This is a genomic window from Aliivibrio sp. A6 (assembly GCF_028765505.1).
Lineage (GTDB): Bacteria > Pseudomonadota > Gammaproteobacteria > Enterobacterales > Vibrionaceae > Aliivibrio > Aliivibrio finisterrensis_A.
The window spans coordinates 19,301-43,653 of the sequence record NZ_JARACR010000024.1 but is presented as its reverse complement, the minus strand read 5'-3'; the positions used below and the strand labels follow the sequence as shown (position 1 = coordinate 43,653).

Genomic DNA, 24,353 nt, shown 5'->3' with positions numbered 1-24,353 from the left:
ACTTCTTTCCCAACGTCGATATAATCAGCGATATTTAACCGCTTTTGATTAATAACTATATAAAGTAATGAAAAATAGGGGTCAGCCTCCCCTATTAATCCCACTTATCCTTTTATTTCTTTACGGTTAAATTTCTTTTTCAACCAATAATCCATACTTACGTAACGGCCACCACCATAAATAAATAACACGGCAAGCATGACAAAATAGGTCGTCGCGAACTCCATGCCATTGTTCAGCATCACAGGGTCACCCAACTCTGTAATGTAGTTATAACGACCAGGGTAATTAGCAGATAACCACTCAATAAATCCATTCAAACGCCATGTTGATTCCATACTTCCTGTTGCTATCGCATCCCAGCCATGCTTCCAGTGCACCGTTAAGCTTGCAGCACTCATTAAAAAGATCATTGGGATAGAAATAATTCGAGTAAATAACCCCATAGCGATACAAATACAGCCAATAACTTCTGTCGCTGCTGCTGCAAAGGCCATCAAAGTAGGAAAAGGAAGACCAAGTTCGACCATTAATTGAACCGCACCATCAAAGCCTGTTACTTTTGAATGTGCTCCTACATAAATAACTGGAATAAGAAATAATCGAATACCAAGTAAAACAACAAAGTCCCATTTCTTGCATTTCACAATAAAATTGTCATACCCATCAATAATTGAATTAATCATGTTTATCTCCTAAAAACTGAATCGTAATAAGTTGGTTTTGAGTAAAAGAATGCACCCAATACATAAAATTAAACTCTGCTAAGTGTGTATGTATATGCTGCTCTGCTTTTGCTAATGTGATTTTGGGTGTTTGAGAAATAAGCTGAATAATCGCAACATCAATATCCCTAAGCTTTTGAGATACGACGATGTTTTCTTTTGTTCGATAAACACCGTACACAACAGAGTCTTCATCTTTAGAAAGAAAATTAACCGCATCTTCTTCAACTAAGAATGGAACCTCTATCAATTGCATCACTGCATTACAACTCAATGTAAAAGCGTTAGGTTGAGCTGAAATTTCTTCCCATGATGAGTGTGTTTCGTTCGTTCTTATCATTGCTATTTCGGCATTAAAAGTGACCCACTCGTACTCAATTAATTTCAACAGTCGTGGCATTAATTCCACTTTGTTTTGAATAAATTGAACAAACTCTGTCGCTATTTGATGAAACTCTGGTTCAGTTGCGCTGTGATAATAAATAAACTCATTAGCTAACTGATTAAGATCATCAGCACTCTGTGTCCCTGAGAATAAAGGGAAGGTATTTTCAATCACTCCTACAATATTTTCACAAATAAACTCATGGTAACGGCGAGTAGACTTCTGTTTTGGTTGCTGTCGAATCGCCTTAGAAAATAATTCAATTTCGGTCAACATCGTTGCAGGAGTATTAAGCATAATGACCTCCCTCACTTGCTTGATTCAATCCTCGTTGTTGATTGATAATATTCTGATGAATAGTGCAAAGCTCGCTTGTTAATTCATTTAATGGCGGTAAGTTATTATCTCTCTCAAGCAATAAAGGCTTACAACCATGAACCTCAAACGTATATTTTGCTAACTCCACCACCTCTTCTTGTACTGATTTACCGTGGGTATCTAAAAGGAAATTATTGTCATCTTTTAGGTGCCCAGCGATGTGGTAATAAGCAATTGAATCACTCGGTAAGGCTCTTAGCATTTCATAAGGACAGTAACTCTGATTATGGCTATTTACGTAAATATTATTTATATCTAGCAATAACTTACAGTCACTTCGCTTTATTATTTCCGAGAAGAAATCACCTTCTGGCATCTCATTCCCATAATCGTGATAGTAAGAGATATTCTCTAGTATTAATGGACGCTGAATAATATCTTGCACACACTGAATTCTATCGACTAAATAAGAGATATTTTCTTTACGTCTAGGGATTGGAAGAAGATCATATAAATACCCTTGCTTATCACGCGACATACTTAAATGATCGCTATACATCTCAATATTAAATTCATTAAGGAAACGAGCAACTTGTTGTATAAACTCTCTATTCAGAGGCTGGCCATCACCAATAGATAACGTTAGACCATGGGCTATCAATGGATAATGCTCGGAAATCTGCTTTAAAAATTCACGTCGCTGCCCTCCTATGTTCATCCAGTTTTCAGGCGCTAATTCAAGAAAATCAATGTCTTTATGTTTTGGAGATGTACATAGCTCTTCAATATGCTCACTGCGTAATCCAATACCTTTACTTGTATTGATTATTGACCGCATAATCCACCTGTAATTTTACTTTTATCTGCAATCACAGCAGGGGCATTAATACCCTCTCCTGACAGGCCGCACTTACCGTCTCTCGCTCTCACTAAACGACCTTGTGGATCACCGTTTAAATCTGCTTTTCCAAAACGTTTTTCAGTACCGCATTTACCCGCCGCACAATGACCACCATTACCAGAACTGACTTGCGCTACAATAGCTTCTTCTACTGGTTCTGCAGCAGAAACCATCCCTGAATTAAGCGCAATCACAGAGGTCATAACAATTGATAAAGTAAGTTTATTTTTCATTGGTTTTATCCTTAACTGCATTCATTGGAAAACTAGAGAGATCACGCGCCGCTATCACTTCACCTTTGTAATATTGTTTTATAATGTCTAGAGACTCTGCTTTATATTTCAAGCTCAAACCCATCATGTGATCAACAACAAGTAACTTAGGGTTTATTTGAGCGGTTATTTTCCCAACCGTCGATGGTTTTGCATGCATAAATGCCGAAACTTCTTCGTCTGCATTTTCAGCAATTGCCATTGGCATCATTAAAATGTCAGCGCCCTTTGCAAAATCAACAAACCCAGGGTTAGTTCCGTTTTGATCAGCAGAAACAACAAACACACCTTCACTAGTTTCAATTCGATAAGCAAGACAAGGAACATTGCCGTGAGGAATACCAAATGCAGTGATTACCACTCCATCTTTATCGTATACTTTGGTTTCATTTTTTGATTGGTATGGAACGTCAATCAAGGTGACAGGAAAGATCCCTTCGCCAGTAAGCAAGCCATTAAGGTAAGCATAAGCGCCTTTGTCTGAATTGAATTGCGCATCCATGTATTCAGTTAAACTTGGAAATCCAGCACCTGCGGTTGGTCCTGAAATATCTAACGCATCCTCACGATTAAAGAAGAATCCACCTTTTAAAATGGCAGGTAAATCTGTTACATGATCGGTATGGAAGTGAGTGATACCTAAAAAGTCTAAATCTTCAAGTTTTGCACCTGATTGTCCAAAGCGAAGATAGGCACCACCTCCGGCATCAATCATAAATCTAGATTTTCCTTTCCACCAAATCACAGCAGCGGAAGAGGCACGAAGGTCATCAGAAATAGGACCACCCGACCCTAATACTTGTAACGTGTATTCCTTGTCTAGTGGTTCCATACTAATGGCGTAGGCATTTGCTGCACCGAAAGTGAAACCAAGCGCAATAACAAGTGCTTTTAAAGGCTGTTTCATATTTATTACCTCATATCTGATTATGAAAACTTTTGGGTGAGCTACCAAAAGTTACGCTACTAAATCATTATTATTTGATGTAAATCAAAGCAAGACATAAAGTAAACGATCTTCATGGTTAAATATATATTTGTATTTTTAACCAACCATTAAGTTAAACTAAACGATGTAAGCGCTACTGATTCTTAAATGGAAAGAAAACAAAGTTATATTTACATAAATTAAAATACGTATAATTGCTTCGTTTATTACTTTTAATTTCAAACTGTCGCTTTTGTTCAATCTTTGTTTTTCTCTTTTATTTATTATCCACTCAAGAACAGCCCATCACTTATGGGCTTATCCATACAGTTACTAAATAGTTACCACCATCAAAGATAGGCAATAGAAAATGATCACTATCGAAAAAATTGAACAGCTAGAAGAATTAAGCACACTAAAAAAAGAATACGTTAAGCAAGCTACAGCGCCACTAGATGGTATGTGGTTATGCGGATTTGTGCCGATGGCAGACCATTTTGGTTTTTATAAAGATGCAGAGTTGATTGGATTTTGTTGTATAAATAGCGATGGTTACCTACTTCAGTTTTACATAAACCAACCAAATCAGGATCTTGCTGATGATATTTTCACTTCTATTATCAATAAAAAAAACGTGCTTATTGGTGATGTGACTGGCGCATTTTCTAGTACTGCAGAAACGCATTATTTATCATTATGTCTTGATCATGCGGCGAAAACCCAGGTAAATACGCTAATGTATCAACAAATCGAAAAACCCGTAAAGCAAAAGACTGACTTGCCAATGACAGCAGCAACGGTTGAACAGCTAGCCGAGTTTGTTGAATTTGCAAAAGCAAACATAGGTGCGCCTGAAGAATGGGTTACTGGGTATTATGCAAACCTAATTAGTCGCCAAGAGTTATTTGGTTACTGGAAGAAGAATAAGTTACTGGCTGCTGGTGAATGTCGCTTGTTTGACGAACATCAAACAGAGCATGCTGATTTGGGAATGGTTGTTGCTGAATCTGAACGCGGTCAAGGCATTGCAACTCAAGTGCTCACTTACTTGATTGCTTTAGCAAACAGTAAAGGGCTAACCGCCATGTGTTCAACTGAGAAAACGAATATTGCCTCGCAGAAAGCCATTACTCGTGCAGGTCTTACTTCTTCGCATCGTATTGTTCAGTTTGATTTTTAAACTCAGCAACAGATCAACTTAAATACTAAAGCTAGTGACTTATTCTTTGAGTCATTAGCTTTATATTCTTACTATAATGGTTATTGATTATTCAATTCCACCATATATATCAATCGTAAGATCTCGTTGCTTTGCGTACTCCCCAGGGGTAACTCCCAAGGTACTTTTCAAATAACGGATCAAATGTGGCTAATCACTAAAACCAAACTCGTAAGTAACCGTTAACCAATCAATATCGGTTTCTTCTCGCTGATACAGATACGTAATTAACGCTTCCAATCGATTCATTGACTGGCATTGTTTTAAAGTAAACCCAGTAACTCGAACAAAACTTCGCTCTAACGTTCTTTGTGAGCAATGCAATAACTCCCCTAATTGAGCAATGGGCGTTTTCGCTAATAGAGGTAGCGCTTTTGTTGTCAGTTGATAATGTTTATCTTCTTCCACTTTAGATAACCACGGTAACAATATCTCATCTAACTTAGTACAAAGCCTCTGAGGATCTTGTTTGGCTAGCTCAATCAGATCTATTTCATTTATCCCTTCAGTTCCAAATAACAGATTCAAATCTGCTGAAACAATAGTATCTGCTACTGATTGTTGTGGTTCTTGGTTTAATAAGTACAACGCACCAACATGAAATTTAACCCCGATGATCGCAAAGCCATGCGAGTGATCCATCTGTAATGTCTTGCTGTATGGGTATAGCCAATGTGACCCTTTTCCCTTTAATCGATCAGATGCAATATCATAATGATAGGGCTGCTCTGAAGCCGAAATGATCAAATGCCCTGCAGGCTCAGGGTTTAATTTGGGAAATGGGTTACTGTCTGTCTCTTCAGGTCTTTCTAAAAACCAATAACAATCGATCAGTTTAGCCACATCCGAATTTTTAGGGGGGTGAATCCAATTGATCATCATTAATACCGTAAAGAGAAAGAAATAACCATTCTAACTGACTTATCTCATTAACAGCACAACAGATCACCATAATTATCTATATGATCCTGTTCGTAGTTGAGCTAGAGATCTGATTTTTGACTAAAAACTCAACAGAGTACGATTGAAAAAAGAGGAGTTCAGGTACACTCTGCATTGCATATTTAAAAACCAAGGATAGGAAAATGAATTCGGTTCGTTTTGGAGAAAAATTAATTACTCCATCTAAATTATTATGTATTGGCCGTAATTACGTTGCCCATATTAATGAGTTAAATAATACGATCCCTGAGCAAATGGTGGTGTTTAATAAACCAAATTCATGCATCACTTCAACCCTATCTTCTTTCCATCAAGAGCGTTTACATTATGAAGTAGAGATCTGTTTTTTGATTGAAAAAGAACAGCTATCTGCCGTTGCAATAGGTTTTGATTTAACCAAACGAGACTTACAATCTGAGCTAAAAAGCAAAGGACTTCCTTGGGAGCGAGCAAAAGCCTTTGATGGCTCAGCGGTATTTAGCCGTTTCATCCCTCTTGATGGTATAGACATTAATCAACTTCAAATTGAGCTCTTTATTAACAGTATGAGAGTCCAATGTGGTCAAGTTAGCCAAATGATTTACTCTCCAGAAACTATCCTTGCTGATTTAAAATCCTATACCCAATTGTGTGATGGTGATGTCATCATGACTGGTACACCTCAAGGCGTTGGTGAAATTCACATGGGTGATATTTTTCTTAGTCGCTTAAAACTCGATGGAAAAACACTGATTGAAGCTGAGTGGGTTGCAAGATAAGCGAAATGACAAGTTACCGTGGTAATTTTATCAATTTACAAACATAAAAGTCGCATTGAAAACCAATTAATAACAAAACTATCATTATTTTTTAATATGCTGATTATTTATTCTATGATGGCACTTTAAAAATGGAAAAGTAGATCTCACTACTATAAAATCCGCCTCCTGATTTATAATTCAAAATAAAATAATGATTGATATTACTATTCTTCCGGTTTACTTAACCGCTGTTATCGCCCTACTTTTATTACCAGGCCCTGATATGCTGTTGATTGCTAGTTCAAGCATGAGTTACGGCCGTAAAGTCGGTTTATTTGCCAGCTTAGGTAATGCGACCTCAGGTATTATTTTAACCTTGCTTGCTGCTTTAGGCGTATCTGCACTGATTGCGATGAGCCCTATTGCCTTAAAAGCATTACATCTCGTTGGTGGTGCCTACTTATTAAAAATGGGTTGGGATTGTATTCGGGCAGAAGCGGATGAAGCACCAGAATTACAACAAGGTTCGACAATGGCAACTACGTTTTATCAACGTGCTTTAGTCAGTAATTTATTGAACCCTAAAGCGTTAGTCTTCTTTGTGATGTTTTTACCACAGTTTGTTTCTACCAATATTGCTGCAACCTCTGGCGAGCAAATGTTGGTGCTTGGCTTATTGCTTAACGTTCTTGGTTTATTGTTTAACTTAATCTTGGTAGCGTTAGTAGGAACACTTGGAAAGTCGCTAATCAATAACGTGAAATTCAGAACGTATCAGCATAAATTCATGGGCGGGATTTTTATCATTCTTGCATTGTGGATGTTAAGTTCTTTTGTTACTGCACTTTAATTCAATTCAAAATATAAAAACGGTGAGCATTGAGCCCACCGTTTTTATTTCTATCCTACTTTTTAAAAGCTTAGTTTCTTGATCTTCTCACTTTTAAACTAGGCTCTTTTGATGCTCTTCAATTAAATAACCCATCGCTTCATTGGCTTTCGTTTGAATAACCGAGTATTCATCTGTTGGTGCAATCGCTGCCACCACTTCGTAATAACACTTCAGTTTTGGCTCAGTACCTGATGGGCGAACAATAATACGAGAGCCGTCTTCTAAATGATAAATCACGACATCACTGGCTGGTAAATCGATTGATTCTGTCGTGCCATCTGAGAGATATCTCAATGACGCTTTTAAATCTTCAGTAACCGCAATATTCACTCCAGCAATTTGCTTTGGTGGATTCGCTCTTAGCTTATCGCCAACCGGTGGAGAATTTGGTGCTAAAGCGATACTGCGCTGTGCATTTATATACAATCCGTGAGTGCGATAAATTAATTCCAACTCATCCCAAACGCTCTTACCTTGTGTTGAAAGTTCTGCCGCTAATTGAGCAAAAGCAACTAAAGCAGATAAACCATCTTTATCCCACACTTCACTGCCAATGGTGTATCCAAGTGCTTCTTCATAAGCAAAAAGAAATTGTTTTTCTTCACTTTGCTTTTGCATCGCAACATTAGTGAGCCATTTGAAGCCCGTTAGCGTTTGGAAATACTCGGCCCCTTTCGATTCAGCAATCTTTTTCAATAACGTGGACGAAACAATGGTATTACCAACAAGCTGCTTACTTGGTTCTGTATGTTTCAACAGATAATGTCCAAATAGAATACCTACCTGATCACCTGTGAGCATTTGATAGTTACCGTCATCTTTTCGTGCAGCCAGTGCAAAACGGTCTGCATCAGGATCATTAGCGCATGCAAGCTCTGCCTGTACTGAATCAGCTAACGCGATAACCATATCCATAGCCCCTTTTTCTTCAGGGTTAGGGAAATTTACCGTTGGGAAGGTTCCATCTGGTTCTCTTTGTTCTGCCACGCTTACCACATGATTAAATCCAGCATCACGCAATAAGGTTTCTGCCATATCGGCACCCACACCATGCATCGCTGTATAAGCAATTGAAATTGCTGATGGGTTGGTATGGTTTGAAAGCAGCGGATTGCTGTTCATTGCATTACGATAACATTGATAGTATTCGTCATCTAACCACACTAAAAGCCCTCGAGCCTCAGCATCACTCAATGACATCAGTGGAATAGGCTTTGTGGCTGCAATATCGATCTCATTGGCAATACCTGAATCATGCGGCGGAATAATCTGCGCTCCATTCTCCCAATACACTTTAAAGCCATTATATTCTGGTGGATTATGACTTGCCGTAACCACTACCGCTCCTGCGGCGTTAAATTTCTTAATCCCATAAGCCACAATAGGGGTTGCCGCAACTTTGGTTGTTAAAAAAACTTTAATCCCTAAAGCCGTTAAAACGCTAGCGGTATCATGAGCGAATTGTTGAGAATCAGTACGACCGTCATAACCAATAACAACACCTCTTTCGCTAGCATTCGTGATGTTGTCTATTAAATAATGACCTAATCCTGTGGCTGTTTCTTGAATTACCAGCCGATTCATTCGGTTAGGTCCTGCTCCTACCATTCCTCGTAATCCAGCGGTACCAAATTGAAGTCGAGAAGAGAAGCGATCTTTTAGTTCTGCCATGTTTCCGATATCGACAAGATACTGAAGTTCTTCTCGAGTTCTTGGTTCTGGATCTCTACTCAACCAATTTGTTATTTTCTGCATCATAATAAAAAACCTCATTACTGAATATTCATTAAGTCTAGATGATATCTATTATCAATTACATGAGCGCAATCGCTAAACTCAGGAAAATAATAGTTAACTATGAACAAATTATAGTTCTGATACGTAAATACTCTTAATACCATAAGTATTAAAACATTTTATTCATCAGTTTTATCTTATTTTTAGTTAAAGAAGTGGTAAAGTGGAAAGAGTTAGCATTATTATAACCTGTTTATTTGTAAGGATATTATATGAAAATCGCAATGTTCAGTACTAAATCTTATGATGAAGTTTCTTTCAATAGTATCAATCAAAATTACCAATTCGAATGTCAATATTTCAACTTCCAACTCACTGAAAGTACAGCCCCAATTGCAGATGGTGCCGATGTGGTTTGTGCATTCGTTAATGATGATTTATCTGCTCCTGTCCTCACTAAACTTGCGAATCAAGGCACCAAATTAATCGCTATGCGTTGTGCGGGATTTGACCGTGTAGACCTTGATGCGGCAAAAGAACTCGGTCTCCAAGTGGTTCGAGTGCCCGCTTACTCACCAGAAGCCATCGCCGAACATGCTGTCGGAATGATGATGTGCTTAAACCGTCGTTTCCATAAAGCATATCAACGAACTCGTGATGCCAACTTCTCTCTAGAAGGGTTAACAGGTTTCAATTTCTTTGGTAAGACGGTTGGTGTTATTGGCTCGGGTAAAATTGGGCTCGCAACAATGCGAATTCTTAAAGGATTAGGAATGGAAATCTTGTGCTATGACCCATACCCAAGCCAAGTAGCGATAGATTTAGGAGTGAGATACACTACCCTTGATGAGATTTTTGCGAAATCAGATGTAATAACACTGCATTGTCCATTAACGCCTGAAAACACGCACTTATTAGACACAGATTCATTTGAAAAAATGAAAGATGGCGTAATGATCATTAATACCAGTCGTGGTGGGTTATTAAACTCAGCCAACGCTATCGAAGCCTTAAAAGCAGGTAAGATCGGTGCGCTCGGTTTAGATGTTTATGATCATGAGAAAGAGCTATTCTTCCAAGATAAATCAAACGACATTATTACCGATGATGTTTTCCGTCGTTTATCTGCTTGCCATAATGTACTTTTCACTGGCCACCAAGCCTTCTTAACGGAAGAAGCATTAGATAATATAGCTGCAACAACACTAGGTAGTATTGATGCCTTTTCAAAAGGTGAGCACTCCGGTAACGAATTAATTCAAGCGTAGTAACCTATAAAAGCGCCTTACATAGTTTGCTTATGTAAGGCGTTTTAATTTGGTACTATCTTAATCGGCTAAGAACAACTTGTTGATCTAAATGTTCTTGATAGTCAGTATATTCCAACCCTTTATCAAAAATATATTCCGTCACTAAACGAGTAACTAACACTCTTAATTCGTCCCCGTTCCATGGTTTTTCAATATAGCTTTCAATACGCGCTCGATTAATAGCGATAATTGTATCTTGATGAGTTGCTTGCCCTGTTAACAGAACTTTTTTTGTTCTTAAAAAGCGATAATCGTGGGAAACATCAGTCAATAATTCAACACCATTTTTTCCTGGCATTACGTGATCGGATAATACTAAAGCGATATATCCTCCTTCACTGTCTAGCTCATCCATCAAGTCTAATGCTTCATCCGCAGATTCACATTCCTCGATATTAATCCATGATTTAAGTGGTGCAAGATCTTGCAAAACGGCACTCAGCACTTCCCTTTGATCGTCTACACAAATCAGATTAAGTTTTTCCATGACCGTCCTCGACTGGCAATTTAATTCTAAAAATGGTTTTCTCTTGATTGCTCTTTACTGCAATTGAACCACCGTATCCTGTTATGATTCGTTTTACGATGGCTAGACCGAGCCCTAAACCAAAAGAAAGTCCGCCCTTTTTGGTGGTAAAATTCGGTTGGAATATTTTACGTCGAGTCACTTCATCTATTTCAGGACCATTATTCGCAATCGTCACTAAAACAAATCGATCTGATACTCGCGTCGATATTTCAATTTCTGGTGATTGTATTTTCTCCATTGCATCGCTGGCATTTTTAATCACATTAGCCCACACCTGAACTAACTCAGTGGCTGATGCTTTTACCATTGGCATTGCTGCTGGGCTCATATGCACAGAGACGCGTCTCAAATCACTCTGTAATAAGACGAGCGCTTTATTAATGCTGTCATTCACATCAAGGATTTCATCGGTATCTATATCTGTTCTGCCTAGTTGTTTCACCGAGCGAACAATACCAACAGAATGCCTTGCCGCTAACCTCATGTCATGAAGATCTCGACCGATATTCCAATAGCGTATGGCTTTTTCAGGAGCGCTTAACCAGTACGTTGATAACTCACCACTAGGCACCGCACGAGCTAATTCACGCGCGAGATCTCTTTCAAGACCATAACGTTCTTCTATTTCACGCCCTCTTGTGCGAACTTCTGATGAGCTAATGTTTTGACCATTCATTAAACCTTGATCAACAAAACTACTCGCTTCTGGGTGTATCTCTTCTAGTAACTCTAAAATGATAGACTGCAGACGCTCTGTTTTACTGCTTAAGACTCCAACCGCATTATTAAGCTCATGAGCAATACCCGCAGCCAATTGACCAAGTGTGGTCATTTGCTCTGCAGAGTAGAGTTTTTGTAGCGCTTTTTCTTTCTCTATCGATTCTTGCATGGCTCTGCGCTGACGACGAGAAAGCTCATTAACAATAATAGGCGTAAACTGCGCGGTAAGTGGTCCATAGCGCTCTAGCTCAACTGCCGTGGTCTTTGTATCTATCCACCCAAGTTCACTTTCTGTTTTACTCACTACGGTTGATGAAGCAATTAAGGTTTCAGAAAAGAAACTATGAACGCCTATGAATGCGCCTTCAGAGGCACTAAATACCATAACTTGGCTTTCACTCTCTTCTTCTTGATAGAACCCTTCTAACTCACCAGAGCAAACATAGTATAGACGGTCATTGTCTGCACCCTGCTCTAAGATCGTTTCACCCGCAGGAATAACAATTCTTCGCTCTTCTTGACTAAAATAGGCATCAATCAAACGTTGTAATTTTTCTTGATTCATAGGCTATCCAATATGGCCCACAGTATGAAGGATCCATACCATTACAAAACTTAATAACACACCAACGACGCCCAATATCACACCTGTTTTTGCCATTTGATTACTTTCTACATTACCGGTTGCATGCGCCAATGCATTTGGTGGTGTACTGATTGGTAATGACATACCTAGAGAAGCGGCAAATGTAACTATCAGTATTAAGGTTAGCTCACCACCTAATGGGGTCAATGACGTCATTGAAGTACCTAACGCTGCCATGATCGGCATCAATAAGTTCGCCGTTGCTGTATGAGACATGAAGTTTGCCATGACTAAACATAAGAATGCCGCACCAAATAAAACCACATAAGGAGAATAAGCATCAAAAGGAATACTGTGAACCACTAACTTAGCCAAGCCTGTTTTATCTAACGCTAAACCAAGAGCAATACCACCTGAAACTAACCACAGCACATCCCATGATATTTTCTTAAGATCTTCTTTGTTGATGATCCCCGTCAGAGAGAAAACCGCAACTGGAATTAGCGCAACAGTATATGAGTTCATGCCATGACTTGATCCCATTAGCCATAAAAGGATCGTACCTGCGAATGTGATGTACACCATGATCGCTTTTGGTGTTTTTAAGAACTTCCCTTTGATATCTAAATTCATTGTGGTTTGTTTTGCTGGGTATAAGTAGGTAATTAGGAACCAAGCAAGCGCCATCATCACGATGACAAATGGCACACCAAATGCCATCCACTCACCGAATGTGATTAGGTTGTCTCCAACAAGATATTTCAAGGCAATGGCATTTGGTGGGGTTCCAATCGGGGTTCCAATACCACCAATGTTCGCCGCAATAGGAATACACAAAGCAAACGCAACTCGGCCTGGATCTTTCGGACCAAATACGGCAATAACAGGCGTTAAGATCGATAGCATCATCGCCGTTGTTGCCGTATTCGACATAAACATTGAGAAAATGCCTGTAATCAACATTAAGCCAAGCATGACAAACTTAGGGTTGGTTCCAAATGGTTTTAACAATACTCTGGCTAAGTTGACATCCAATCGATATTTCGTTGCCGCCATTGCTAGGAAAAAACCACCTAAGAACAGCATAATTATCGGACTGGCAAAGGTTGCCATAATATCACTGTAATTTAGCAACTCTCCAAAATCAGGTGCATCTTGATTCATCTTAAATAAGATAAAACCTTTATCAGAAACCATTAATAGTTCGAGAACAATAATGACTACTGAGGTTGCGTAAATTGGAATTGGCTCAAATACCCAACACAGTGCTGCCAATAAAAAGATAGCAATCACACGCTGCTGAATTATTGTCATTCCTTCAAAAGGAAAAGCGGACAAAGGGAGTAATAAAATAATTAAAGGAATAACTGTTGGGATTAAATACTTCATGTATTGACGCATAACGCTACCGACTTCCATAGAACAGTAAAAATATATTGTCTTTATTATGGTCTTAGTTGCTGTTCGGTATACCGAGTTAGATCAATGAATATAGTAAAATAATTAAAAATATGAAGAGTTATGATTTAATCACATAAAAAAAGGAGCCCATGTCTGAGACTCCTTTTTAACTTTTAGTTAGCTATTTTCAAAAAAAGATTATTTATCTTCTTTCTCGGCTTTTGGTTTTTTACGCTTATCCGTAATTGCCCACTTGCCGTCGATGTATAAACCAGTCCAACCTGATGGCTTGCCATCACTTTCAGTACGAACATAGTTCTCTTTCGTTTTACGACTGAAACGAATCACTGCTGGCTTACCATCTGGATCGTGCGTCGGTGCTTCTGTTAAGTACAAGAACTTAGGAGACAGACGCTCTTTAAAGCGAACAAGCTCTTCCACTAATGGTGCACGAGTTTCACGTGATTTAGGGAACGTACTTGCTGCTAAGAATAAACCTGATGCGCCATCACGTAACACAAAGTACGCGTCTGATTTTTCACATTCCAATTCAGGAAGGTGTACAGGATCTTCTTTTGGTGGCGCAACTTCACCATTTCTTAGGATCTTACGTGTGTTTTTACACGTTTCACTCGTACAATCCATATATTTACCAAAGCGGCCGTTCTTAAGTTCCATGTCTGAACCACATTTGTCACATTCGACAATTGGACCATCATAACCTTTAAGTTGGAACTCACCTTTCTCAATAATGTAACCTTCACAGTTCGGGTTATTACCACAAACATGAAGCTTACGATCTTGATCAATTAGATAAGGATCCATCGCTGTTTCACACTTAGGACAACGTTTCTTCGCTCGTAATGCTGCGGTTTCTACGTCTTCTTCAAGAACATTAACAATGCCCTCTTCACTGCCTAAGTTAATCGTTGTTTTACAACGTTCTTTTGGTGGTAATGCGTAACCCGAACAACCAAGGAATACCCCAGTTGATGCAGTACGAATACCCATATTACGGCCACATGTTGGACATTTAATATCGGTTTCTACGATATTATTTGGTGACATGCCACCTTCAGATTCATCAAGCTCCGCTTTGGCAATATCATCAGTAAAGTCTTGGAAGAAAGCGTTAAGTACGTCTTTCCAATCTTTATCACCTTCAGCAATTTTATCTAAGTTGCCTTCCATACGAGCCGTAAAATCGTAATCCATTAAATCATCAAACGATTGATTTAGACGGTCTGTAACGATTTCACCCATTTTCTCTGCATAGAAACGGCGACTTTCAACACGAACATAACCACGGTCTTGAATGGTTGAGATGATTGATGCGTAAGTCGATGGACGACCAATGCCTTTTTTCTCAAGTTCTTTAACCAATGCAGCTTCTGTGAAACGCGCTGGTGGCTTAGTAAAGTGTTGTTTTGGATCAAGCTGTTCTAGTTTTAGCTTATCGCCAAGTTGAACCGCTGGTAATAGCTGATCTTCATTTTTACCCATTGGACGTTGTACGCGAGTCCAACCATCAAACTTCAGGATACGTCCTTTTGCCTTTAAGGTGAATTCATCGGCTTTTACGCTCAATGTGGTTGAATCGTATTGCGCAGGTGTCATTTGACAAGCAACAAATTGATTCCAAATTAGGTTATAAAGTTTGTGAGCGTCCGCTTCCATACCTTGTAGGTCATCAACTTTCACATCAACACTTGAAGGACGAATCGCTTCGTGAGCTTCTTGTGCGCCTTCTTTGCTACCGTAAAAAATCGGTGCTGAAGGCAAATAGCTGTCGCCATACTCAGAACCAATGAACTCACGTAACGCCTCTACAGCCTCTTTACTTAAGTTAGTTGAGTCAGTACGCATATAAGTGATGTAACCGCCCTCATAGAGGCGCTGAGCTAACATCATGGTCTTTTTCACACCATAACCTAGACGTGTACTTGCTGCTTGTTGCAATGTTGATGTGATATACGGTGCTGATGGCTTACTTTTTGTTGGGCGATCTTCACGTTTACACACTTCATATTCTGCTTTTTCAAGAATACTAACCGCTGCAAGCGTATCCGCTTGATTTAACGGTTTGAAGGCAGAACCATTACGTTGTGCAACTTGTAGGCGGAAGTTTTCTTTATCCGCAGTTAACGTATCCGCATGAATATCCCAGAACTCTTCAGGAATAAATGCATTGATTTCACGCTCACGCTCAACCAATACCTTCACAGCAACTGATTGAACACGACCAGCAGATAAACCACGAGCCACTTTTTTCCACAACAATGGAGAAGCCATGAAACCAACCACACGATCTAAGAAACGACGTGCTTGCTGTGCATTTACACCTGGCATACTCAACTCACCTGGAGTTTCAAAAGCCTGCTGAATTGCATTTTTAGTGATTTCATTAAAAACCACACGTTTAAAGCGTGAATCATCACCACCGATGATCTCGCGAAGGTGCCACGCAATAGCTTCCCCTTCACGGTCCAAATCGGTTGCGAGATAAATAGTATCTGCGCTTTCCGCTAATTTTTGTAATTCAGCAACTACTTTTTCTTTACCTGGAAGAATTTGATAGTTAGCTGCCCAATCATTGTATGGGTCAATTCCCATTTTATTGATTAGATTTTTTTTATCTCTTTCTTTTTTAATGCGTGCTTTTTCTTCAACACTTAAGCCTTTAGTCGATGCCGCAGCCGCTTTTTTACCTGTGCTCGTTGAGCCCATAGGTAAATCACGTACGTGACCTACACTGGATTTTACGATGAAGTCTTTGCCAAGGTATTTATTTATTGTTTTTGCTTTGGCTGGTGACTCCACGATAACTAGAGATTTACCCATAATGTCTCACTAACGTCCTCGTGCTGAAATACAATGCTGCTCAAAATAACGATATCAACAGCTATAAATTAAACTTTATCTATATATTACTATTGAGGGAGGATGGCACTACGTCAACCACTTTTTTTACATTCGTTACTGAATGGTCGTAGTTTGGACAGTTGTTAATTAGATGTAATTTAGACACACCCTACCATCAAACTCCCTTTTTAATTAGGCCGACTCTATTATCATTTACACGTCCATAGCTCAAAAGGTGAGTTAAATATCTTGCACTTGCTCACAATAAAATTGTCAATCTTCACTGAATTTTTATTTTACTAGCCATGATTTACATCAATTGTATTTTCCAACCGTTATGCTTAAAATCCCTCTTTTATATAGCAAAAAATGAGTGAGATATGAGCGATAAAAAATCCATTTCTGAGGCTGATTTACTGTTAATCGCCAACCAAATCATTCAAGATCACGAGAACTACGTTGAAGGTATGCGAGCAACTAGTGTAGAAGAAAAAGATGAAGTATTAGTATTCAAAGGCGAGTACTTTTTATCCGATCAAGGCCTACCAACAGAAAAAACCACCGCTGTATTTAATATGTTTAAATACCTTGCTCATCAATTATCAAAAGAATTTAGCGTTAAGTAATTTTTGCTAATTACAAACAAAAAAAGGCTGAATAATTCAGCCTTTTTTATATTAAAAAACATCCGTGCAATTAAAGAATTGGACGTTGTCCTTTACTAATTAAACGCATAAATACATTCTCTGCTGATTGACCAGCGATACCTGCAATTTTAGCGCCTAGCTTTTTCTTCTGTACGTAATGAATCGCTAATACTTCACGATCCTTACACGCTTTTGTTAAGTAATCGTCGGATGTTTGAATCGCATCAATTAAGCCTAACTCTAGCGCTTGTTTACCAAACCAATGCTCACCTGTTGCTACTTTTTCAAGATCCAAACCAGCGCGATGTTCGTGAATGAAATCTTTAAATAATACGTGTGTTTCTTCCAACTCTAATTGAAATTTTTCACGTGCTTTATCGCTGTTTTCACCAAACATAGTTAGCGTTCGTTTGTATTCACCTGCTGTCAGCTGCTCAAATTCAATATCGTTCTTTTTCAACAACTTACTAAAGTTTGGTAATTGTGCAACCACGCCAATTGAGCCAACAATTGCAAATGGTGCTGCGATAATTTTCTCACCGATACACGCCATCATGTAACCACCAGAAGCTGCTACTTTATCAACAGAAATCGTTAGTTTGATATTCGCATCACGTAAACGATCAAGCTGAGATGAAGCCAGTCCATATCCATGAACCATACCACCTCCACTCTCAAGACGAACAAGGACTTCATCACCTTCTGCTGCAACCGCTAAAATAGCTGATACTTCTTCACGAAGCCCAGCGACTTCTTTTGCATCGATACTGCCTTTAAAATCTAAAACGAATAAACGAGCATCGCGTTTTAGCTCTAAATCTCCAGATTTTGTAGCCTGTTTCACTGCCTTTTGTTTTGCTTTTTCGGCTTCTTTTGCAGTTTTTTTCTCTGCTTTTGCGCGTGCTTTTAACTCAGCATCATCAAATAGATGGTGTTCTAGTTCTTCAATCGTTGACTTATATTGTTCAGTCAAATTCGTAACTTCTAACTCACCTTTTGATGCTGAAGAGTTACCACCCACAGCTTTAGCGGCAATCAAAATGGCGATAATAGAAACAACCACTGTTGCTATCTTTGCTAAAAAGAGACCGTAATCAAACAAAAATTCCAATGTAATACCCTCTTAAGTATGTTTCGTGTATTGTACCTAACTTAACCCAAAGTTAATTCATCTAATGATAGAAATTCGTACTAAATGTCTATTTTTACGGCTATAAATCGCAAAAAAGAACAGAAGGACTTAGGATGAATGTTGAAATACAAGGATTACAGAGTGGACTATCAGGTTTCTGCTGACGCATTAAAAAACAAAACAATTCTCATAACTGGTGCAGGGGATGGCATTGGTAAACAAGCAGCATTACATTATGCTCAACATGGTGCTACGGTTATCCTTTTGGGGCGTACCGTTGCAAAATTAGAAGCGGTCTATGATGAAATTGAAGCGGCAGGTTATCCAACGCCAGCGATTGTGCCTTTAGATTTAAAAGGCGCAACAAAGCAGAATTATATCGATATGGCTGAAACCATTCAAAGTCAATTTGGTAAACTCGACGGCTTACTGCATAACGCAGGTTTACTTGGTATGTTGAGTCCATTCGAGCAATTTGAAGAAGCGATTTTCGACGAAGTCATGCAAATTAACGTTAAAGCGCAATTCTTAATGACTCAAGCACTACTGCCTGTTTTACAACAATCTGATGATGCTCGAATTATCTTCACCACCTCTACTGTAGGTCACCAAGGTCGTGCTTTTTGGGGAGCTTATGCTATCTCAAAATTTGCTACTGAAGGCATGATGCAAACATTAGCACATGAAATGGAAGGCACTCAGGTTAAAGTAAACGCAATTAATCCAGGTGGAACTCATACACGTATGCGTGCTCAAGCCTTTCCAGCTGAAGACATTAGCTTACTTAAAACACCAAAAGATTTAATGCCGTTATATGTCTATTTAATGGCACCTGAAAGTATTAACGTAAATGGTCAGTGTATTGATGCACAACCAAAATAGTTATTATTAGTATAAATAAGTAACACCAAGCAAAATAAAAAAAGGGTTGAAACCATATGGCTTCAACCCTTTTTATTTGTCTGTTTTCTAAGTCAACTCATCAATTCAACTTAACGCTGTCTTGGTGCTGATTTAGGTGCTTTACCATTTGGTGAAAATTTACTTCTCACAGGCTTAGAACCCGCTGCTGGCTTCTTACCCTTACCGCTTGGTTTGCCTGTTGGTTTACCACTTGGTTTACTTGTTGGCTTGCCTGTTGGTTTAGCGTCACTATTTGAATTGCGCGGTAATGAGCTACCTACTGGCTTTTTATTATTACGACCACGGCGACCACCAGAAGTATTACGATCTTCAACGGTACGTTCATCATGACGCTTCACTGCACGACGGATTTTTTGAGATTTAGACTTCGCGCGCTTACGAGATTCTTTATCTACATCCAATAGGCTTTCTTTTTCATGTGGAAGTTCAACCATTTCACGAAGGTAATTTACTTCCTTCAGTTCAAGTTCCATCCAACCACCACGAGGCAGTGCTTTTTCTAAGAAGATATCACCATAGCGAACACGCTTTAGGCGGCTAACCGTTACACCTTGAGAATCCCATAGGCGACGAACCTCACGGTTACGGCCTTCGTTAATTACTACATAGAAAGTATGGTTCATACCTTCACCGCCAGCATACATAACGTCTTCGAAACGTGCTTCACCATCTTCCAGTTTTACACCAGAAACTAGGTTTTTAACCATCTTGTCGTTAACTTCACCAAATACACGACACATGTATTCACGTTCAACTTTACGACTCGGGTGCATAAGACGGTTTGCTAACTCACCATCAGTGGTGAATAACAATAGACCTGCGGTATTGGCATCAAGACGACCAACAGATACCCAACGTGAGTCTTTAATTTTTGGTAGGCGATCAAAAACAGTACGACGACCTTCTGGGTCATGACGAGTACATAGCTCACCTTCTGGTTTATGGTAAGCAAGCACACGACAAATCACATCAGTAGACTCTTTTACTGATACAACATGGCCATCAATACGAATTTTTGCATCGACATTTTCTAGGCGATCACCTAGCTTTGCTATCTGACCATCAACACTAACACGATTAGACTGAATCATCGTTTCTAATTCACGACGAGAACCAAGGCCTGCTCGTGCTAATACTTTCTGTAATTTTTCGCTCATTTTTTACCTTATGATGTCGCCTTCACAGGCGTCAATTAACTTTTATTAATCAAGAACCTACCAAGTTCAGATAGTATTTCTCAATCATTTTAGAATTCTATGGGTGATGATTATACAATAAGGTTGTGATGAATAGTAAAAAATTAAACAAAATTTTATACCATGAAGTGTTTTTCCGTATGATTAAAACTGCTGTGTTTAAAACAGCATTCATTCATACTAAAAGGAAATCCAAATGGAAAAGTTAATTCGTTTTTTTAATGCTCTACCTTCTGAATCCACTGATTCGATTACACAAAAAAAACCTGCAAGATCAGTTTATCAAACTTGTTGACTCTCACTGCAACAAAACTGGAAAATCAACACTTTTAAAAGAGATAATAGAAAATAGAAAGACTACGATTCTAAACCAACTGCACGGCTCAAATATTGGTAACCTAGCGGATATATTTTCAACCCAAACTGCTAAAAATATTATTGGAAAGCAAGCAAGTCCAATTCTTCCTGAAGATTACTTTCTTATTGAAAAAATCGCTCATCGACTTTTTGGTTGTTTATTATCTTTCTGGACAGAGTTAGAAATATTTCGCACCATTCAAAACTCAATGGCTATCAATCAGCCCCCCCTCAATACACCAGACAAAACATACACATCAAAAAAAATAAATGATGACTACCACTATGAGATTGTTACTGATATAGCACTAGATAAACGCGTTTTCTATACCGACTTTTGTGAACAACCGTTATTACTTTCAGATGCCATTGTCCTCATCAATATTGCGACATTCATCAAGCAACATAAATGGTATGAAATGCTTAGTATTCTAGATATTTCATCAAAAGGAGAGCACTTTATTCTGTACCAATTTGATAATGATAATCCCTACCCTACTATCATTTCATCTGCACTGATTGAACCTTATCATGACAAAGTCAACTGGTTATTTTTCGATAATTTCTTTCAATCTGACAAATGGGAAAAAACACAAAATATACATAAAGTTGCACAATTATTTCCCAATATGACCTCCTTATCTACCCAACAAGATCAAACTTTAGAACAATTAACTTGCTCAGAACTAGAAAACGAAATTTTTTCTTCTATAGTAGAAAAATCAACTGTCTGCGGGGTAATTCGCTTTACCGTCAATGGAGCAAAACCTAAAATGAATTACCATATGTATCTTGCACAGAAAGGATTAGCAATGGCTCTTTTTCATTCGAAAAGAACATTAATTTTTTCAATTATAGAGCAACCTGCAATGGTACTTTTCTACCAATCTATGGCTTGCATTGAAAACGATGACGTACCTTTCGTTTTTACTGGTAGCCAAGATATCAATCAGTCCGGTTTAGTGACACATAAAGGAATTTGCTTTACAAAAAATGCAAGTAGCGCTTTCAATCGATATAATTTTAGAGAATACAATGCTAAAATAATCGAAAAAAGAAGAGAATTAAAACAACGATGAGTTTACTATAAATGCTAATTAGCCCCCCTAAAGATAACTTGTTGTTATTCATCGCCGTATTTGTCTTATTATGGGTGGCTTTTTTCATCCGGTCTTTATTTAAAGATCGGATGGAAGTAGACCCAAAGATTTACCATCCTTATATTGCATATTCTATTTTTATAGTTATTTGGATTTTAACTAACTACTACTTCCAATCCAATTTATTACTTAGATTCAGTGAGCAAACTTCTGTAAATATAGCAATTATTGCTAATTTAAGTTCTTATTTCGCTTTTGGCTTCGCTTTCCTATTCTCTTGCCGACTCAGTTCTGAAGACAAAAAACTAAAAGTTTGGCAGATTATACTGTTCTTTATCGAAACCACTTTTGCTCTAATTATCAATTTAATACCAAATTTAACGATAACCGGTATTACGGTTGTTGATAAAGGGATATTCACTATTCATTTTGGTCCATTTGCTACATTGTTTTTCCTAAATGCTTTCGTATTTATAGGTATCATCATTTATAATTTTACAAAGCTAAGAAAAAGTAAGCTCAAACTCAATAAAGAAAAATCCATCTACTTGTTATTTGGTATATTAGTCTTTATGTCTTCAACCATCATCTCTCAAATTATTATCCCTATAATATGGCAGGACTTTTCATTCGCTTGGGTTCCACCAGCATTATCTGTGACTGAAGCCGTCTTAATTGGCTATACATTGCTTTATCATCGCTTATACAGCTTTCGCTATATCTCATTCTGGCTCTCTTCTTATGTGATGAATTTAGTCATCTTTTTAGTCCCATTCTTATATTTTCACAACACCAACTCAGGAGCAGATTTTCCTATCAGTATTATTTTCATTATTTTTACTGGTATATTTTGGAATAAAACCCTTTTAAAATCAAAAGGCATTGCTAGCCTTATGATATATAAAGATAAAAAGACACCTGTTGATAAAATATATGAATTAGCTGATGAATTTAAATACTCAAGTCAGCACGCAATTACTAAGTTAGCTTTATTGCTCGATACACCACGAGATGACCTACTCTTGGTTGGAAAGAATACCAACTACAATATCTTTATTCCTCATTTAGAACAGTCTAATTCAGCCTTAGTCAAAGATGAATTAGATTATCAAATCCATTACGCTCCAGACTCTAAGCATTCTGAGTTGCATCAAGTTCAAAAAGAGATGGACTCTCATAAAACAGCCTTAATTCTTCCTATTTTTGGGAAAAACAAGCTGATTTCACACTTGCTTGTTTCGGCAAAAAAACGGAATGGATCAACATTTTCAAATGAAGAAATTTCAGCGCTTCAATGGGTATTAACTAAAGTTCAAGGTTATATTGAAAGTGAGCGTAAAGTGCGCCAGTCTCAAGCACTTGCAAACTCTATTGCTCACGAAATGAGGAATCCACTGTCACAGTTAATGTATCACTTTGAACGTATTGGAATTCAATCAGATAAAAATGGCATTAGTAAAGAATTAGAACAGGGAAAATTAGCTATTCAACGCGGTTCACAGTTAATTGATATTATTCTTAACGAGAGTAAAGGTGTTGATATTAATCAATCTCTCTTTAAAACTTATTCTATTTCAGTGTTAACAGAGCAGTTTATTTATGAATATTCTTTTGAATCTGAAGATATTAAAAAGCGAATACATTTAGATCTCAATGATGACTTTCTTATTAATGTTAATGATACCTTATTCGGATTTATCGTATTTAATTTATTACGTAATGCCATTCATTACTTTGAAGACCCTAACTGCTCTATATCAATACAATTAGTAAAAGGAAATACAACCAATTCTTTGATATTCAGAGATACAGGCCCTGGTATTAATTCAAATATTCTACCAAATATCTTTGATGATTTTTTCACTCATAATAAACAAGGAGGCACAGGTTTAGGCCTCTCTTACTGTTTACGAGTAATGCACTCCTTTAAAGGCAATATTGCATGTTACTCAAAACAAGGTGAGTTTACTGAGTTTGTTCTTAGTTTTCCTAAAATAAATACAGATCATCAAGCAATCACTATTGAACCGACAGCAATACAACAAGAATCCTTCGGCATAGCTAAGATTAGAAATAATAGTTCGAAAAAAACAGTTCTTATTGTTGATGATAAAAAAGTACAAAGAATGTTAATTCAAACATTTATTGCGAATGATAATCTTGTCATTGTCCAAGCAGAAAATGGGGCTGAAGCACTTAAAATAGTTAACGAAAGGCACATAGACCTGATTTTTATGGATTCACGTATGCCAGTAATGAATGGAGCGGAGGCTGCTGCGCAAATTAAAGCAGGTCATCCATTGCTTCCTATCGTTGCGCTTACTGGTGAATCAGGCCATGAAGAAATACTTAAAATAACAGCAGTAATGGATGCATACTTAACTAAGCCAATCTCCAAGCCTCAACTATTACAAATGCTTGAAAAATGGATATAATACCAATCTACATAAGTATTTGATCATTCTTGCTTGTTAAAATCGATTATATCTGCGTTATAAATTTTGTAATTAGAGCCACTAGTTACTGTAAT

At 37.9% G+C, this 24,353-nt stretch carries 20 protein-coding genes and 1 pseudogene; 8 read left to right on the top strand and 13 right to left on the bottom strand.

All coding sequences use genetic code 11. The annotated features are described in order from the left end of the window. Positions 1 to 104: 104 nt before the first annotated feature. Genes PVK70_RS13965 through PVK70_RS13945 form a run of 5 tightly spaced genes read right to left on the bottom strand, consistent with a single transcriptional unit; the run spans position 105 to position 3,508 of the window. A complete protein-coding gene (locus PVK70_RS13965; protein WP_130048627.1) occupies positions 105 to 686 on the bottom strand; it encodes an HvfX family Cu-binding RiPP maturation protein in 582 nt (193 codons plus the stop codon). Then, entirely contained in the window at positions 679 to 1,407 is a 729-nt protein-coding gene (locus tag PVK70_RS13960) for an HvfC/BufC family peptide modification chaperone (protein WP_130048626.1), read from the bottom strand. Before PVK70_RS13960 ends, PVK70_RS13965 begins: the two co-directional genes overlap by 8 nt. Then, complete coding sequence (locus PVK70_RS13955; protein ID WP_130048625.1) at positions 1,400 to 2,266, bottom strand: DUF692 domain-containing protein; 867 nt, start codon at positions 2,264 to 2,266, stop codon at positions 1,400 to 1,402. Before PVK70_RS13955 ends, PVK70_RS13960 begins: the two co-directional genes overlap by 8 nt. After that, positions 2,254 to 2,562: a hypothetical protein gene (locus tag PVK70_RS13950; protein ID WP_130048624.1), complete on the bottom strand. Its 309-nt coding sequence runs from the start codon at positions 2,560 to 2,562 to the stop codon at positions 2,254 to 2,256. Before PVK70_RS13950 ends, PVK70_RS13955 begins: the two co-directional genes overlap by 13 nt. After that, a complete protein-coding gene (locus tag PVK70_RS13945) occupies positions 2,552 to 3,508 on the bottom strand; it encodes an MBL fold metallo-hydrolase (RefSeq protein ID WP_130048623.1) in 957 nt (318 codons plus the stop codon). The genes PVK70_RS13950 and PVK70_RS13945 overlap by 11 nt, the downstream gene beginning before the upstream one ends. Before the next feature lie 391 nt (positions 3,509 to 3,899). On the opposite strand from PVK70_RS13945, the gene PVK70_RS13940 reads away from it, so the two are divergent. After that, on the top strand, positions 3,900 to 4,709 hold the full coding sequence (locus PVK70_RS13940; protein ID WP_130048622.1) for a GNAT family N-acetyltransferase: 810 nt from the start codon (positions 3,900 to 3,902) through the stop codon (positions 4,707 to 4,709). A gap of 87 nt (positions 4,710 to 4,796) precedes the next feature. Here PVK70_RS13940 and PVK70_RS13935 read toward each other — a convergent pair. Further along, positions 4,797 to 5,627, bottom strand: a pseudogene (locus PVK70_RS13935) (helix-turn-helix domain-containing protein). A 206-nt stretch (positions 5,628 to 5,833) separates the two neighbouring features. Here PVK70_RS13935 and PVK70_RS13930 point away from each other — a divergent pair. Further along, complete coding sequence (locus PVK70_RS13930) at positions 5,834 to 6,448, top strand: fumarylacetoacetate hydrolase family protein (RefSeq protein ID WP_130048621.1); 615 nt, start codon at positions 5,834 to 5,836, stop codon at positions 6,446 to 6,448. 193 nt (positions 6,449 to 6,641) lie between these two features. Then, complete coding sequence (locus tag PVK70_RS13925) at positions 6,642 to 7,280, top strand: LysE family translocator (RefSeq protein WP_122035246.1); 639 nt, start codon at positions 6,642 to 6,644, stop codon at positions 7,278 to 7,280. A 93-nt stretch (positions 7,281 to 7,373) separates the two neighbouring features. Here PVK70_RS13925 and PVK70_RS13920 read toward each other — a convergent pair whose 3' ends face one another. Beyond that, a complete protein-coding gene (locus tag PVK70_RS13920; protein WP_130048620.1) occupies positions 7,374 to 9,080 on the bottom strand; it encodes a phospho-sugar mutase in 1,707 nt (568 codons plus the stop codon). Positions 9,081 to 9,331: 251 nt separating this feature from the next. Here PVK70_RS13920 and PVK70_RS13915 point away from each other — a divergent pair, with 251 nt between their 5' ends. Then, positions 9,332 to 10,327 (top strand): 2-hydroxyacid dehydrogenase, encoded by a 996-nt coding sequence (locus tag PVK70_RS13915; RefSeq protein ID WP_130043397.1) that lies wholly within the window; start codon positions 9,332 to 9,334, stop codon positions 10,325 to 10,327. A 55-nt stretch (positions 10,328 to 10,382) separates the two neighbouring features. On the opposite strand, the gene PVK70_RS13910 is transcribed toward PVK70_RS13915, so the two are convergent. From PVK70_RS13910 to topA, 4 genes are all read right to left on the bottom strand, one after another. Next, a complete protein-coding gene (locus tag PVK70_RS13910; protein ID WP_130043396.1) occupies positions 10,383 to 10,856 on the bottom strand; it encodes a response regulator in 474 nt (157 codons plus the stop codon). Then, entirely contained in the window at positions 10,843 to 12,183 is a 1,341-nt protein-coding gene (locus PVK70_RS13905) for an ATP-binding protein (RefSeq protein ID WP_130043395.1), read from the bottom strand. The genes PVK70_RS13910 and PVK70_RS13905 overlap by 14 nt, the downstream gene beginning before the upstream one ends. A gap of 3 nt (positions 12,184 to 12,186) precedes the next feature. Further along, entirely contained in the window at positions 12,187 to 13,605 is a 1,419-nt protein-coding gene (locus PVK70_RS13900; protein WP_130048619.1) for an SLC13 family permease, read from the bottom strand. A 198-nt stretch (positions 13,606 to 13,803) separates the two neighbouring features. Then, complete coding sequence (gene topA / locus PVK70_RS13895; protein WP_130048618.1) at positions 13,804 to 16,446, bottom strand: type I DNA topoisomerase; 2,643 nt, start codon at positions 16,444 to 16,446, stop codon at positions 13,804 to 13,806. A gap of 401 nt (positions 16,447 to 16,847) precedes the next feature. Here topA and PVK70_RS13890 point away from each other — a divergent pair, with 401 nt between their 5' ends. Further along, positions 16,848 to 17,093 (top strand): YciN family protein, encoded by a 246-nt coding sequence (locus PVK70_RS13890; RefSeq protein WP_130043392.1) that lies wholly within the window; start codon positions 16,848 to 16,850, stop codon positions 17,091 to 17,093. A 70-nt stretch (positions 17,094 to 17,163) separates the two neighbouring features. On the opposite strand, the gene sohB is transcribed toward PVK70_RS13890, so the two are convergent. Continuing rightward, on the bottom strand, positions 17,164 to 18,225 hold the full coding sequence (sohB, locus tag PVK70_RS13885) for a protease SohB (RefSeq protein WP_130048617.1): 1,062 nt from the start codon (positions 18,223 to 18,225) through the stop codon (positions 17,164 to 17,166). A gap of 162 nt (positions 18,226 to 18,387) precedes the next feature. Here sohB and PVK70_RS13880 point away from each other — a divergent pair, with 162 nt between their 5' ends. After that, positions 18,388 to 19,128, top strand: a complete 741-nt coding sequence (locus tag PVK70_RS13880; RefSeq protein WP_130043447.1) for a YciK family oxidoreductase — start codon at positions 18,388 to 18,390, stop codon at positions 19,126 to 19,128. Positions 19,129 to 19,238: 110 nt separating this feature from the next. Here the strand turns inward: PVK70_RS13880 and rluB are convergent, their stop codons facing one another. Next, positions 19,239 to 20,327, bottom strand: coding sequence for a 23S rRNA pseudouridine(2605) synthase RluB (gene rluB, locus PVK70_RS13875; protein WP_130043390.1), 1,089 nt, complete (start codon positions 20,325 to 20,327; stop codon positions 19,239 to 19,241). Between the two features lie 260 nt (positions 20,328 to 20,587). Between rluB and PVK70_RS13870 the strand changes: the two genes are divergently transcribed. After that, entirely contained in the window at positions 20,588 to 21,802 is a 1,215-nt protein-coding gene (locus PVK70_RS13870) for an acyl-homoserine-lactone synthase (RefSeq protein WP_242504799.1), read from the top strand. A gap of 110 nt (positions 21,803 to 21,912) precedes the next feature. Beyond that, a complete protein-coding gene (locus PVK70_RS13865; RefSeq protein ID WP_274441574.1) occupies positions 21,913 to 24,258 on the top strand; it encodes a hybrid sensor histidine kinase/response regulator in 2,346 nt (781 codons plus the stop codon). Positions 24,259 to 24,353: the final 95 nt, after the last annotated feature.